15 protein-coding genes are annotated in these 14019 nt (G+C 43.0%); 6 read left to right on the forward strand and 9 right to left on the reverse strand.

The window, feature by feature from the left end; all coding sequences use genetic code 11:
• The 4 genes from FWE23_10200 to FWE23_10215 form a co-directional block, all read left to right on the forward strand.
• The coding region (locus FWE23_10200) for a hypothetical protein (protein ID MCL2845799.1) at positions 1 to 644 on the forward strand (644 nt) is incomplete at its 5' end.
• A 125-nt stretch (positions 645 to 769) separates the two neighbouring features.
• A complete protein-coding gene (locus FWE23_10205; GenBank protein ID MCL2845800.1) occupies positions 770 to 1756 on the forward strand; it encodes an RluA family pseudouridine synthase in 987 nt (328 codons plus the stop codon).
• A complete protein-coding gene (locus FWE23_10210) occupies positions 1753 to 2739 on the forward strand; it encodes an iron ABC transporter permease (protein ID MCL2845801.1) in 987 nt (328 codons plus the stop codon). The genes FWE23_10205 and FWE23_10210 overlap by 4 nt, the downstream gene beginning before the upstream one ends.
• On the forward strand, positions 2732 to 3391 hold the full coding sequence (locus tag FWE23_10215; GenBank protein MCL2845802.1) for an ABC transporter ATP-binding protein: 660 nt from the start codon (positions 2732 to 2734) through the stop codon (positions 3389 to 3391). Before FWE23_10210 ends, FWE23_10215 begins: the two co-directional genes overlap by 8 nt.
• A gap of 26 nt (positions 3392 to 3417) precedes the next feature.
• Here FWE23_10215 and FWE23_10220 read toward each other — a convergent pair whose 3' ends face one another.
• The 9 genes from FWE23_10220 to FWE23_10260 all read right to left on the reverse strand — a co-directional run bounded on the left by FWE23_10220 (position 3418) and on the right by FWE23_10260 (position 11620).
• Complete coding sequence (locus tag FWE23_10220) at positions 3418 to 5691, reverse strand: PorV/PorQ family protein (protein ID MCL2845803.1); 2274 nt, start codon at positions 5689 to 5691, stop codon at positions 3418 to 3420.
• Positions 5688 to 6974 (reverse strand): DEAD/DEAH box helicase, encoded by a 1287-nt coding sequence (locus FWE23_10225; protein ID MCL2845804.1) that lies wholly within the window; start codon positions 6972 to 6974, stop codon positions 5688 to 5690. The genes FWE23_10220 and FWE23_10225 overlap by 4 nt, the downstream gene beginning before the upstream one ends.
• 6 nt (positions 6975 to 6980) lie before the next feature.
• Complete coding sequence (gene frr, locus FWE23_10230; protein MCL2845805.1) at positions 6981 to 7538, reverse strand: ribosome recycling factor; 558 nt, start codon at positions 7536 to 7538, stop codon at positions 6981 to 6983.
• Between the two features lie 6 nt (positions 7539 to 7544).
• The gene (gene pyrH / locus FWE23_10235; GenBank protein MCL2845806.1) at positions 7545 to 8258 is read right to left on the reverse strand and encodes a UMP kinase; all 714 of its coding nucleotides are present in this window, start codon (positions 8256 to 8258) and stop codon (positions 7545 to 7547) included.
• Between the two features lie 7 nt (positions 8259 to 8265).
• Entirely contained in the window at positions 8266 to 9168 is a 903-nt protein-coding gene (gene tsf / locus FWE23_10240; GenBank protein ID MCL2845807.1) for a translation elongation factor Ts, read from the reverse strand.
• A gap of 94 nt (positions 9169 to 9262) precedes the next feature.
• On the reverse strand, positions 9263 to 10069 hold the full coding sequence (rpsB, locus tag FWE23_10245; protein MCL2845808.1) for a 30S ribosomal protein S2: 807 nt from the start codon (positions 10067 to 10069) through the stop codon (positions 9263 to 9265).
• A gap of 110 nt (positions 10070 to 10179) precedes the next feature.
• Complete coding sequence (rpsI, locus tag FWE23_10250; protein ID MCL2845809.1) at positions 10180 to 10566, reverse strand: 30S ribosomal protein S9; 387 nt, start codon at positions 10564 to 10566, stop codon at positions 10180 to 10182.
• A gap of 27 nt (positions 10567 to 10593) precedes the next feature.
• Positions 10594 to 11025 (reverse strand): 50S ribosomal protein L13, encoded by a 432-nt coding sequence (gene rplM / locus FWE23_10255; GenBank protein ID MCL2845810.1) that lies wholly within the window; start codon positions 11023 to 11025, stop codon positions 10594 to 10596.
• Positions 11026 to 11155: 130 nt separating this feature from the next.
• Positions 11156 to 11620, reverse strand: a complete 465-nt coding sequence (locus FWE23_10260) for a low molecular weight phosphotyrosine protein phosphatase (protein MCL2845811.1) — start codon at positions 11618 to 11620, stop codon at positions 11156 to 11158.
• A gap of 342 nt (positions 11621 to 11962) precedes the next feature.
• On the opposite strand from FWE23_10260, the gene FWE23_10265 reads away from it, so the two are divergent.
• Both FWE23_10265 and FWE23_10270 read left to right on the forward strand, forming a co-directional pair.
• Entirely contained in the window at positions 11963 to 13579 is a 1617-nt protein-coding gene (locus FWE23_10265; GenBank protein MCL2845812.1) for a hypothetical protein, read from the forward strand.
• Entirely contained in the window at positions 13572 to 13733 is a 162-nt protein-coding gene (locus FWE23_10270; protein ID MCL2845813.1) for a hypothetical protein, read from the forward strand. The genes FWE23_10265 and FWE23_10270 overlap by 8 nt, the downstream gene beginning before the upstream one ends.
• The last annotated feature ends 286 nt before the right edge of the window (positions 13734 to 14019 follow it).

Consider the following 14019-nt stretch of genomic DNA (forward strand, 5'->3'; position numbering starts at 1 on the left):
AATGGACGGCGTTTACAATAATGTCGTGGGATTTGTTGAGATGGGCAGTCGATAACGACATAGTTCTGGGATACGGCGTAAACTTATCTGATACCGTTTCCGAGATTGCCGTTGCCCGACTTGCTCATTGGTATAATATAAACACCCCTGAAGTTCTCAACAGAACTCTCCCCGCAGGAACATACGCCCTAACATTTATTCCCACCCAAAGCGACAGATACGACATAACCTTCGACGACGAAGGACTATTTTTAATAGTAAGCGACGACGGCACTTTTATCCGCAATCGCCACCAAACAGACAGCAGATTTGGTATTTTGTTGGAGAGCACAATTGTTTCCGACGTGGCAAGAATTTCGGTAATCACCCCCGAACCCGCAACGGTGAATTTGGCGATATTGGATAATTTGGGGAATGTTGTGTTCACGACAGATGGCGTAGGGGCGGGGTTTGCCCGCCCTGAAAACAGAACGAACGGCGATTTGGGCGGGCAAACCCCGCCCCTACAAAACGCCATCGTCTGGAATTTGACCAACCCATCAGGCAGATACGTCGCCAATGGCACATATTTGATTGTGGTTGAAGCAACAGGTATCAGCGGAAGAAGATACACCTATTCGTCGAGAATCGGCGTGAATCGTTAATTTAACTTTAATGTTTCCGATAAAACGAGCAGATATAAAAATCTGCTCGTTTTTATTTATGGCATAATGTATTTTTACCGCGAAATTTAACTGCAAAAATAAATCAACGTAAAAGGTAAACAAAATTGTCTGAAAAACAACCACAGGTAATATCTTTTGAATTTGCGGGCGAACGTCTTGATATGTTCGTTTGGCGGCAATTTGAACATCTTTCGAGAAACAAAATTCAGGACGGGCTTGCCCGAGGACACGTGCTTGTAAACGGCAAAAAAGAGAAAAAAAGTTATATGCTTCGCGAAAACGATGAAATTTTAATCGACGAAGAAAAAATTCTGGAAGAAAACCCGCGCAATATAACGGTTATTCCGCAAGAACTTCCTTTGGATATTCTGTGGGAAGACCAATATTACATCGCAATAAACAAACCCGCAGGTTTAACCGTCCACCCCGCTTGGGGACAAAAAGACGGCACGCTTCTGAACGGACTTTACTATTACGCCGACTGTGCCGACCCTATTTACACGCCAAAACTTGTGCATCGTCTGGATAAAGATACGAGCGGTGTAATTATTGCCGCTAAGAGCGAAAACGCTCACGAAAAATTAGCTGAAAAATTTGCCGAGCGCGAAATTTATAAAAAATATTTTGGCATTTGTATAGGAAAATTTCCTAATGAAATGAGCGGTACAATGGATTTTCCGATAGGTCGCGACAAAAAAGACCCGCTGAAAAGAGCCGTGGACTACCATAACGGCAGAGAAGCGCGCACCGACTACGAAATTCTGCTTTATAAAGACGGAATTTATTTTAACGCATTCCAACTCCACACAGGCAGAACGCACCAAATTCGCGTTCATTGCGCAAACAAAGGTTTTCCGATAATCTGCGACGCTCAATACGGCGGCAATAAAGAAAAAATCAAGACTTTGGAGCAAAAAGACCGCCTTTTCGCATTATCCGTTTACGATTGTTTTTCGCGACAAGCGCTTCACGCAAGACAAATAGGCTTTGAGCACTCGTTCACAAAAAAGCAAATTTTGCTTACTGCGCCTTTCCCTGCCGATTTTCAGAAAGCAATCGAAATTTTGGAAGTTTTTGAAGATTTGCTATGAAACGAAGTAAAAACACTTGTGTTTATCAGAAAATTGTTATCCTGTTTTTTATTACCCTGATAATTATGTTTTTGTCGCTTTTTTGCGGCGCATATCAAATATCGCCCGTTGATTTTTTTGCAGGTAATCTTTCGCAAACAGATTGGGCGGTTTTCTGGAATTTCCGTTTTTATAGGATTTTAATGGCGGCTCTTGCAGGGGCGGTTTTAGCAATGGCGGGGCTTACGCTTCAATCGCTTTTTGCCAATCCGCTTGTGGAGCCATATACCTTAGGAATTTCGGGCGGCGCAAATCTTGGTATTACAATTGCTTCCGTTATTTTTGGCGGCGTTTCCGCTTTCTTTTTTGGAATATTCGGCGCTTTTGCGGTATCTGCACTGCTTCTTTTTTCGGCGTTTTTGCCTAATCAGTCGTCAAACAGAATTTTGCTTACGGGAATTACCATAAGCTATATGTCCGCGGGAATTTCGATGTTGGTTTTATCGTTCGCCACGTCAAAAGATATGCAACAGGTAATCCATTGGGGACTTGGAAGCGTTGCAGGTGCGGATAGGGGACAAGTGCTTTTTTTAGCGGTTGTGTTTTTGTTTTCGCTTGCGGTTTTATCCGCCAAAACAATGATAATGAATGTTCTGCAATTCGGCGAAGATGATGCGAAAAATCTCGGAATATCGGTAAAAAAGGAGCGAGTTTTCTTGCTCGTAATTGCCGCAATTTTGACGGCAAGCGCAGTTTCGCTTTGCGGAGCAATCGGCTTTGTCGGGCTTTTATCACCCCACATTGCCCGAAAAATATTCGGCGAAGATAATCGAATTTTGCTTTTTGCTACAGCTATAACAGGCGCGCTTTTGCTTACGGTTGCCGATTTGTTTGCGCGCACGCTTTTTATTCCACGCGAACTTCCCGCAGGCGTGATTACGGCAATTTTGGGCGGAGGTTTGTTTATTTATCTGCTTAACAAGGGAGAGACGCGCAATGCTTGAAGTAAATAATATTTCGTTTTCTTATCCCCAAAGCGATAAAGGAATTTTCGATATATCGTTTTCCTTAAAGGAAGGACAAATTTTAGCGGTAGTCGGAAATAACGGTAGCGGAAAAACGACCTTGCTAAACCAAATTTATACAAAATACAAAGAAAGAGCGGTTTTCGTTCCGCAGTTTTTTAATATTTCGTCAATAACGGTAAGAGATTTTATCGGACTTGGCTTTGTGCGGCAATTTGCAAAGTTTCAACTGACCCACACAAAAGAACAGAAAATGCGAATGGAGGAAATAATTGAAATTTCGGGATTGCAAAAAATCGCCGATTGCTCAATGAACAAAATTTCGGGAGGGGAGCGCCAAATCGCCAAAATAGCGCAATCTCTTGTCATAAAACCGAAAATCTTACTTTTGGACGAGCCGATTTCGCACTTGGATTTGTTGAATTCTGCAAAGGTTTTGTCGCTTGTAAAAGAATTTTGCAAAAAAGAAAATACCGTCGCAGTTATAATCCTTCACGATATTTATTCCGTCCGAAAATTCGCTGATTTTGTACTTATGCTAAAAAACGGAAAACAATTCGGCTTTTGCGAAGCGAGTGATTTTTCAGATGAAAAAATTGGTGAATTGTTTGGTGTTGATTTTACATCTTAGGGGCGAAAAATCTTTTTCCCTGAATATTATCTTGCGTAAGTTATTGAAAATCTCATTTGGTTTTGCCTCACGGTGTTTTCGCCTAAGGTGAAAATTATGCCGAAGTCTGCCGCAATCATATTTACGCTTAAACCCATACCGACATTAACTTCGCTTCTGTGCCCCGCTCTGTCGTACATCCAACCTAAACGCGGAGTAAGAAAATCCAAATAATTGAACTCAAGCCCCGTATGCAATGTTATTTTCGACAATTTGTCGCGCCAATTTTCTTCGTCTCTGGTCAAATCATTATAAATCGCTCTGAAAAACGGAGCGGGTGTACCGTTTTCACTGATATATACAAACTCGCGCTGTAAATCCATAGCAACGAGCAGGTGATGGGTCGCTCTTCTTATTGGTTTGTACGAAGCGCCCGCGCGAATTATAAAAGGAATAGGGTTTTTAGACTCGTCCTGCGCATACTGGACGGCGGGTCCCATATTTAAAAGCGAGAAACCAAGCGTTAAATCGCGCGTTAAAAAATTCTGCCGTAAAAGTCCCGCATCAACAGCAAAAGATTGCGCTTCCGCCTCGTCTTTCAGCAGGGTGCTTCTGAAATATTTCAAAGTTATACCTGCCGCAAAATCTCGTCGCAACCGCATTCCGTAGCTCAAGCCTATTACAAATTCACCCGCAGATTCTGCTTTGCCGGCTACCCCGCTGGGGTCCCACGTTTCTATGTCGCCAAAATTTAAAATATTAAGACCTATACCAAATGTTCCCCATTCGCCGAGCGGAAATGTCGCCGCAATAGCCGCGTGCCACATATCGTCCAAGTGTAGCGAAGGCAGGAGTTGTTCAAAAAACATTGTTGCTCTGATTTGTCCGCTTTGCAATCTGCTTATGCCGTTATCGGTAGCAAGCCAAATATCGTTTCTGTGAAAAACCGCCGAATTTATTACCGAGGAATTAAGGTTGTTTCGCTCGTGGTGAACTCTCCATTCTACCGAACCGTCTCTGTTTTCGGAATATTCTACCGCGCCGTTATCGGTGGCAAACCATATACGGTTGTCTCGTTCGACCGCGATATCAAAAACGCGGCTGTTTGCAAAACGGAATCTTTGCCATTCCAATCCGTTAAACATAGCAACGCCCTCGTCGCCGCCAACCCATATACGCCGTCTGCCGTCGGTTGCAATTACCCGAACTACATTTGATACAAGTCCGCGTGTGCTGTCCACAAGCGCTTCTACGCCGTTTGTAATTGTCAGAAGTCCTTTGTTTGTTCCCAAATATGTGTTATTGTCGATTCTGAGGACGAAAGATATGTCGCCTTCAAAAAGTTCGTGTTCGCCTGTGATTTTTCTGAAAATACCGTTTTCAAAGATATATGCTCCGTTGCTTGTTGCAAGAGCTATGTCGCCACTTAAAAGCGGAGTTATCGAATTAAATACAATGTCGTTCGGAATGCCGTCCAAGGTGGTGAATTTTCGCCATTCGTTGTCAAAACGCCAAAGTCCTTCGTCGCCTGCAACCCAAAGCCGTCCTGTCGCGTCGGTTTGAATATTGTTGATTTTTCCTCTTAACGCTATTGTATATGGAATTCGCAACTCAAAAATTCCCGAAAGCGGCGACGAAGCAACTCGCCTTAATATCTCAAATATTTGACTGGATAACTCGTCTGCGGTGTCATTGTCGAAAATCTCCAAAAGATGCGTTTTTATACCTATTCGCGATAGCTCATTAGAAGGCAAAAAAGCGAGGTAGTTTGCGAGTGAATCCGCCTGACTGAGAGATAATTCTCTTGCCAATATTCTTGAAACTCTTCTGCGTTCTCTCGAAAACATATTGTTGAAATCTTTAAGCATTCTGACTGCTTCGTCAATATCTTGTCGGCTTTCCAACAGCGAGTATCTTGCGGCAATATCCCACATAAAATCGTTTGTATCGACTATATGCGTAAAATGGTCAACCCAGTCCACGCCGTTAAAACGATAAATTCCGCCGACATCGCTTAACGCCCAAATGTCTCTTTGATTTCTCATTCCGCCCGAAATCGCAATAAATCGCGGTTCGTCGGATGGCGAGTAGTGCATCCAAGTTTTTGCAAGCGGCGAAAGTCCAAGTCCTGCAGGATTGTAAAAAAGCGCTTGCTCATCGTTGGCAATACCCGTAAATGTCTCACCCATAGCAAGCGACCGCGCACCCCAAGGAAATTGCAAGGTTATAATTGACGATTGTCCTATAACGGGTCCCGACGACGAAAAAACAGGTAAGCAAAAAGTCGCCACTATCAAAAGCATAAGAATTATTTTTTTCATACAGCCCTCCGTTTATGTTGGGTTTTTACGGGCGCTTTCAGAATATTTTTTTCCATTCTTGCTTTGGCGGGTCTTCTTCTGTCGGAAGCGCCGCCTCTGCCCGTTTTTGTCGGCATTTTGGGTTTCAAATTCCACGAAACACCGACACTTAAATCATCAAAATAGTCCTCCGAACACGCGACAATCGACGGTATTTTTTTCTCTATACGTTCTTCAATCGGCGGCAGATATTCTACAAAATGCTCGCAAGCAAACGTGTATGCAATGCCGTCTCTTCCTGCGCGCGCCGTGCGTCCTATTCGATGAATATAATTTTCTGCATCCATAGGAATGTCATAATTTATTACAATTTCCAAATTATCTACGTGTATGCCTCGCGCCGCAATGTCCGTCGCAACCAAAGCCGAAATGTTTCCGCGCTTAAAATCTTCTATCGCTTTTTCGCGGTGAAACTGTCCCATATCGCCCGTCAGTTGCATTGCTGTAATGCCGTTTATGTTTAGCCGTGCCGCAAGTTCTTCGCACAAATTCTTCATATTACAAAAAACGATTGCGCGCTTTTCGGGCGATTTTTTCAAGATACCCAGCATCAATTTAAACTTATCCACGCTTCCTATGTGGTAAAGTTTTTGTTCTATTTTGTCAACGGTTATTACTTCGGGATTTATTGCTATATTTTTAGGATTGCGCATAAAATCCTGCGCCAAAATCTGGCATTTGAAACTCATTGTCGCTGAAAAAAGCATTGTTTGTCGGCAATCTTTTTTGGGGAGCGCTCTAAAAATTTGGCGAATGCTCTGATAAAATCCCATATCGAACATTCTGTCGGCTTCGTCAATCACCGCAAAATGATATTTGTCTAATTTAAGCGTTCCTTTATTGTGCATATCAATGAGGCGTCCCGGCGTTCCTATAAGTATTTCTGTGCCGATTTTCAGATTTGCTTCTTGTTCTTTGTAGCTGACTCCGCCGTAAATCGAGGCAATATTATAAGGCAAATGCTTGCCCAAAAGTTTCGCTTCTTTTTCGATTTGCGCGGCAAGTTCCCGCGTCGGAACAATAATAAGCGCAAATTCCCGATATTCGCTTTTTTCCATTATTTCAAAAAGGGAGAGTAAAAATGCGGCGGTTTTTCCGGTACCCGTCTGCGATTGAACGCAAACGTCGTAGCCTGCAAGAGCTAAAGGAATTACTCGTTCTTGAACCTCGGTGCAGGTCGTAAAACCTGCGCCGCTAACCCCGCTTGCAAGATTGGGGCTGAGATTAAGTTCGGAAAAATTCATAAAAAATCAACCGTTCAAAACTTCTTTTTCTTTTACGCTCAAAAGTTCATCAACTTTTGCTATATATAAATCGGTAGTTTTTTGAATTGCGTCCTGAGCGTCTTTTGACAAATCTTCGCTCAATTCTTTTGCTTTTTCCGCTTTTTTAACCTGCTCGTTGCAGTCCTTGCGAATATTTCTTATTGCAACTTTAATGTCTTCCGAAACCGATTTGCATTCTTTTGCAAGTTCTTTTCTGCGCTCTTCGGTGATTGCGGGAACGTTGAGGCGAACGACATTTCCGTCGTTTTGCGGGGTCATTCCCAGATTTGAAGCCAAAATCGCCTTTTCAATTTCGCCGATAAGCGTTTTTTCCCACGGCTGAATAACAATTGTTTTTGCGTCGGGAGTAGATACGTTTCCGACCTGTGAAAGCGGCGTCGGAGTTCCGTAATAACTAACTTTCAGTCCGTCAAGCATATCTACGGAAGCGCGTCCCGTGCGAATTTTTTTGAAGTGCGTCTTTAACGCTTCAATCGATTTTTCCATCTTTTCGCTTGCGTCGTTTTTAATAGTATCAATCATAAATTCCTATCCTTTCTTTACAATTGTGCCGATTTTTTCTCTGTTAACGGCACGAAGAATATTGCCTTTTTTAAGTAATTCAAAGACCAAAATGTCTATGTTGTTTTCGGAGCAAAGCGCAAATGCCGCCGTGTCCATTACGGCAAGCTGTTTTGCAAGCGCCTCATTGTGCGTTATTTCGTCGAATTTGACCGCGTCTTTAAATTTCATCGGGTCTTTGTCGTATATGCCGTCAACTTTTGTCGCCTTAAATAAAATATCGCAGTTAAGTTCCGCGCAACGTAGCGCCGCCGCCGTATCGGTCGTGAAAAACGGATTTCCCGTTCCGCCCGAAATTATGACCACTCGCCCTTTTTCGAGATGACGAATTGCGCTTTCGGCAGTAAAAAACTCTGCGACTTTATCCGCGGCAAACGCATTCATAACCCGCGAGTCCACATCAATTTTTTTCAGCGTTTCGGCGAGCATAATAGAGTTTATCAAGGTGGCAAGCATTCCGACGTTATCGCCCGCGGTTCTCGAAAAACCGTTCGCCGCGCCCGACATTCCGCGAAAAATATTGCCGCCGCCAATAACGACTGCGGCTTGCGTGCCTTCGTTAATTACCTGCTTTATGTCTTGCGCAACGCTCAAAACAATATCGGGAGAAACGCCGAAACCGATTTCGCCGGCAAGCGCTTCTCCGCTGAGTTTCAGAAGTATTCTTTTGAACTTCTGCATTTACGCCTTATTCCTCTTCTTCTTCCTCTACGCTGTTTGCGCCGAGTTCGATTATATCCATTGTCAAAACGCCGATTTTTGCGCCCGCTTTTTTCGCAACTTCGTCAATCAACTGCTGAATAGAAATTTTGTCGTTTTTGATAAATTCCTGATTAAGAAGCGTTGCTTCCTTAAAGAATTTCGTCAATTTTCCTTCAGCAATATTGCTCAAAATATTTTCGGGCTTGTTTGCGTTTTTCGGGTCGTTTTTAATTTGCTCAATGTAAATTTCTTTTTCTTTTGCGATAACGCTTTCGCAAATTCCGTTTTTGTCGATCGCAAGAGGTTTCTGAGCCGCCGCCTGCATAGCAATGTCCATACCGAGCTGTTTTACGTCGGCATTACCCGAAAGGTCTTTGTCCGCCGAAAATTTAATAAGCGCGCCGACTTTTCCATTTGAGTGAACATAAGTGAAATTCAATTCGTTGCCGCTTGCAGTTTGCGCAAAATACGACGACACAATAATTTTTTCGCCGATTTTACCAATAAGCTCAACTGTAGTTTCGTGAATTGTGCGCTCTTTAATGTTTGTTTTCAGAAGCGCTTCAAGATTTGCGGGTTTATTTGTCAAAACCGCTGTTTTCACGTCTTCCACCAAATTTACAAAAGCGTCAACTTTTGCTACAGGCTCTGTTTCGCAGTTGATTTCGATTATCGCCGAGAAATTTCCGTCGCATACCGATACAACTTTACCTTCTTTTGTCGCTTTGCCCGAACGTTTTGCCGCCGTTGCCGCGCCTTTTTTTCTCAAGTTTTCGATAGCAAGCCCCAAATCTCCGTCTGCTTCTACCAACGCTTTTTTGCAGTCCATCATTCCAAGACCTGTTTTTTCGCGTAATTCCGCTACCATTCCCGCTGTTATTGCTGCCATTTTTTCTTCCTTTGTTATGATTTTTTAGTTTTTTTAATTAAACAAAATCTCCTCGCTTATCAGGCAAAGAGATTTGTTAAAAAATTCCGACTTGTTAAACCGCTTTTTTTCTGATTTTTTTAGCCGTTTTGCCTTTTTCTTCTTCCTCTTCGTCCTTGTCGAACTTCGCCTTTATCGGTCTTTTATCGTCTTTCGCTTCTTTTTCTGCGATGATTTTCAAGTCCTTTGTTGCGTCAATAATGGTATCGACAACTTTAGAAGTAATTGCCTTTACCGATTTAATGGCGTCATCGTTCGCGGGGATTACAAAGTCAATCAAATCGGGGTTGCTGTTTGTGTCCGCAATCGCCGCAATCTTAATTTTCAGACGTTTTGCTTCAGCCACAGCCAAATGCTCGCGAATAGTATCTACTACAAAAACGATTTTCGGGTTTTGTTTCATATCGCGAATACCGCCCAAAACCGCAACTAGTTTTTCTTTTTCTTTAATTCTTTGGCTTTGCTCTTTTTTAGTCAATTTTTGGAAATTTTCTGTTTGCTCTTCCGCTTCCAGTTTTTCGAGACGACGAACGCTTTCTTTAACCGTATTAAGGTTTGTAAGCATTCCGCCGAGCCATCTTTCCGTAACAAACGGCATATTGCAACGCTCAGCTTCTTCTTTTACGTATGCCTTCAATTGTTTTTTTGTTCCGACAAATAAAACTTTGCCGCCTTTAGCAGTAATTTCGCGTACTTTTTCGATGAATACATCAAGCGCCGAAATTGTTTTGCTCAAGTCAATGAAATGTATTCCGTTGCGCGCACAAAGAATGTAAGGCGCCATTTTTGGGTTCCAGCGCTGGGTCTGATGCCCGAAATGCGCTCCTGCTTCAAGCAGTTCTTCTAACTTAATAACCGACATTAAAAACTCCTTCTACGGGTTTAACCTCCGTCCGCTATACTGTCTTCCGACAGACCCTGTATATATGTACTCGCGTACCTGCGGACGTGCGTAAATAAAAATATAAAAAATTATCTCTTTGAGAATTGGAACCTTCTTCTTGCACCGGCAAGTCCGTACTTCTTTCTTTCCACTTCGCGAGCGTCGCGGGTAAGAAGCCCTGCTTTTTTGAGCGTTGCACGATTTTGCTCATCCACTTCAACAAGCGCTCTTGAAATTCCCAAACGAATTGCACCTGCTTGTCCGCTCAAACCTCCGCCGCAAACATTGACTACAACGTCGTAATTTCCGACATTTTCCAATGTTGCAAATGGTTTTTTTGCATCCAAAAGGAGCGTTTCGCTCTTCAAATACTCGGCGATACTTACGCCGTTCACAGTGATTTTTCCGTTTCCTTTACGAAGAAAAACTCTCGCAACCGCGCATTTTCTTCTTCCGACTGTTGTCGCTAAATTAATATCTTTTGTTGCCAACTAAAACACTCCTCAAATAGAAATTTTTTCGGGTTTTTGCGCCGCGTGCGGATGTTGATTTCCTGCATACACAAACATTTTCTTTTCAATAGCCTTGCCGCGCGCGTTTTTCGGAAGCATTCCGTGAACCGCTTTTTCGATAATTACCGAAGCGTCAAGCTCTCTTTGTACTTTAAAAGGACGAACTTTGTCTCCACCCGCATAACCCGAGTGGCGGAAATATCCTTTTTGCTCCTCTTTATTGCCCGTAAGAGCCACTTTTTCCGCGTTGATTACAACAATATAATCGCCGTGGTCCTGATTTGGGGAATAATTCACTTTTCCTTTCCCCATAAGAAGATACGCCAATTTTGACGACAATCTTCCAAGCACTACATCTTCCGCATCCACCAACAGCCATTTTCTTTCTATTGTGTTTGCATTAACTACACAGGTTTTCGTCATTGAAAAACACCTTTGTTCTTTAAAGTTTTCATAAAAATCGGGACAAATATAATATTTGCTCGCGCACGTTGTCAATACCAAAGAAAAATAATTGAAAAATTTCAAAATCGGATAGAAATTACCCGCCTTCTTATTTCCTTAAATATTCAAGCAATTTCGCACACCCGACTTCCAGCAAATCCAATACATTCTCAAAATCCGAAACAGCGCCGCAATAAGGGTCGGGAACGTGCGTTGCGCCGTTCGGCAAAAACTGCGCCATTTTTAAAACTTTCGCTTTTCCCGCATACCTGCCGCGTGTTTTTTCTATGTTTTCGATATTACTGTCGTCCATTCCTAAAATAAAGTCAAATTCGTCAAAATCCGCAACACAAATGCGCCACGAAATATGCGAAATCGTAATCCCGCGCTTTTTAGCAGTTGCAATCATCTGACTATCCGCGGGTTTGTTCGTTCCCGAAAAATTGCTTGTCCCCGAAGAGTCGCAAGAAAATTCGCCGTTCAACCCGCTCTTTTCGACCAAATCACGAAAAATCGCCTCTGCCGCAGGTGAGCGGCAAATGTTCCCGAGGCAGACAAATAATACTTTTTTCATAGTTCCTCCTTATTATTAAGGTGAAAATATTAAAAAACCATTAGCTAAATTGGTAAAATGCGATTTTATTTTGTTTTTGCAAAATTTTCCCCAAAAATCCTCCCCACCGCTTTTTGCCAAATATTATTTTTCTGTTAACATTAGCTTTTCGGGGACAAAACCGTTGACTGAATAATGGGCAAAAAAAAGTGAAAAACCTATCGAAATTCTACTAAACACTTGTTTTTCGTAGTGGCGGAAACTATATCAAAAAATCTAAAAATATTATTTGGGCGGCTAAAATTTGTAGCTTGCCATTTCGTATTAAGAAAAAAACAACAACCTAATAAAAGGGGGTTAATAATGATTGACAAAATAAAATTAATTGTAATATTGCTCGCAATTTTTGTATCAACTGTGTTTGCGCAAAGAAATTGGGGCGAGGGCTCCATTACCGCCAATGATGGCGAAACCATACGAGTTAGCGGTGTGTTTTACCCTGGAAGATTAACGGTTCCTGAAGGCGTAACAGTAACTATTATAAGTGATGGCGATACGCCGGTTTCGCGGTCATCTACGCTTGAAATTGCAATGGGTGCTGGTTCAATTGTAAGATGGCAAGCAAGAATTTCTACTTCCGGAACTGCTAATGCAGTGACTATTACCAATGCTGTGCTTTGGGCTAACGCTGGAACGCTTGAGATTCATGATGACGCGATAATAAGGCAGGTTAGTTCGGGGGCAGGACATGGGATTGTTGCAACAGCGCCGTCAACAAGCCCAACTGCAATTAGAGTTTTAGGCGGTGAAGTCAGTTCGATAGGGACGGGCTCAGCGATTCGTTTGACAAATTCTGCTACTGTCACAGTTAATGGTGGAGTTGTTAGCGCGACTGCCGGTCCGGCTATCGATGTTTTAACAGGAACCATACATATTACCGGCGGCTTGGTAATTGCGCAAGGAACAGCGATATTTGGCGCTTTTAACAGTATTATGAACCCAGGTTTTGACAATAATGTTCTTGGTCAAGCGCCTTCTACTCATACAGGAGGTTTAATTATTGCTTATCCGCAAAGTGGCTCTTTTATGCCGGGCAGTAGAACGGGTTTGGTTTCATTGCCTGCGGACGCAAACATTTCGTGGGGAATTCATAATGAAAGAAACGGGATTTTCTATAATAGTGGCGAATTTTTTGCAACAACCGGCACTCAACAAATTTCAGAAACAATAAACTGGTTGGGGACTACGGTGGGAGATGGTCAAGTTATACGAATAACTGCGACCTCTACGGGAACGCTAAATGTTCCTGCAGGCGCAACGGTTGCAATTATAAGCGACGGCGAACAGCCGATTTCTCGAACTGCGGGACTTAATCTTACAATAGGCACAGGTGCAACGGTAAGATGGCAAGCACGAGTTTCTACCGTAAGTGTGTCAGACGCACTATCGCTTGGCAACAGCGGCGGAACGCTTGAAATTCACGAGGGCGCGATAATCAGACACGCCGGCAGACCTGCGGGTGCGGCAAATGATAACACTACTGCAAGACACGCCATAAGTTTGACCGGCACGACAAGAATTACTGTTTTGGGTGGCGAAGTTAGCATAACAGGCAGGTCGGGCGATATGGCGATTAACTCAACAAACAACAATGCCGCCATTACGGTAAATGGCGGAGTTGTAAGGGCAACTGCGGGGCGAGCATTGAGCGATAATCTTGCTGCGGCAGCAATAATCAACGGCGGACAAGTAAGTAATAACCCAAATTGGCTTACAAGAAGTTTTACCGCTGTTGACGGGGAACGAATAAGAATAGGTGCTTTTTCATTTTCTACCGGTGTCGGGCAAGCAACGCAAGTTTCAGCCGCCGCTACACGAGGAACTTTAACTGTTCCTCAAGGAGCAACCATAACAATTATAAGCGATGGCGAGCAGCCTATAGCGCGTGATGCCGTGCTTATTGGGCAATGTTGTGTTTGAAGCAAACAACAGAAGCGATGAAACAATTTCGTGGAATTTGCAAAACCAAGCAAGACGTTTTGTCGCCAACGGCACGTATCTGGTGCTTGTTGAGGCAACAGGCATCAGCGGCAGAAGATTTGTATATTCGACAAGGATTGGCGTGAGCAGGTAATTGTTTTATACTGTAAGGGCAAAACAGTCAGCGAGCATAGTCGAACCGTTTGCCCTTATTTTCACAAGCGGATAAAAAACGAAATGGAAAAACAAAAACAAATAAAAGGAGAAAATAATGACTAAGCAACTAAAATCAATTGTAATAATACTCGCAATTTTTGCGACGACTTCGTTCGCAGTAACTATTGGACTTGTTCAACCGAGAGATTGGGCGGCAGGAACCGCTGAAGACGGCGAAGTTATACGAGTTTCTGCCACATCGACCGGAACACTAAGCGTTCCAA

The organism is Chitinivibrionia bacterium, from assembly GCA_009779925.1.
Taxonomy (GTDB): Bacteria; Fibrobacterota; Chitinivibrionia; order Chitinivibrionales; family Chitinivibrionaceae; genus WRFX01.

Bases quoted from the DNA above. Each gene is read 5' to 3' on its own strand.
- FWE23_10265 (MCL2845812.1), top strand. From the start codon at position 11,963: ATGATTGACAAAATAAAATTAATTGTAATATTGCTCGCAATTTTTGTA.
- rpsB (MCL2845808.1), bottom strand. From the start codon at position 10,069: ATGTCGGTTATTAAGTTAGAAGAACTGCTTGAAGCAGGAGCGCATTTC.
- pyrH (MCL2845806.1), bottom strand. From the start codon at position 8,258: ATGCAGAAGTTCAAAAGAATACTTCTGAAACTCAGCGGAGAAGCGCTT.
- FWE23_10220 (MCL2845803.1), bottom strand. From the start codon at position 5,691: ATGAAAAAAATAATTCTTATGCTTTTGATAGTGGCGACTTTTTGCTTA.
- FWE23_10225 (MCL2845804.1), bottom strand. From the start codon at position 6,974: ATGAATTTTTCCGAACTTAATCTCAGCCCCAATCTTGCAAGCGGGGTT.
- frr (MCL2845805.1), bottom strand. From the start codon at position 7,538: ATGATTGATACTATTAAAAACGACGCAAGCGAAAAGATGGAAAAATCG.
- FWE23_10215 (MCL2845802.1), top strand. From the start codon at position 2,732: ATGCTTGAAGTAAATAATATTTCGTTTTCTTATCCCCAAAGCGATAAA.
- tsf (MCL2845807.1), bottom strand. From the start codon at position 9,168: ATGGCAGCAATAACAGCGGGAATGGTAGCGGAATTACGCGAAAAAACA.
- FWE23_10260 (MCL2845811.1), bottom strand. From the start codon at position 11,620: ATGAAAAAAGTATTATTTGTCTGCCTCGGGAACATTTGCCGCTCACCT.
- rplM (MCL2845810.1), bottom strand. From the start codon at position 11,025: ATGACGAAAACCTGTGTAGTTAATGCAAACACAATAGAAAGAAAATGG.
- FWE23_10210 (MCL2845801.1), top strand. From the start codon at position 1,753: ATGAAACGAAGTAAAAACACTTGTGTTTATCAGAAAATTGTTATCCTG.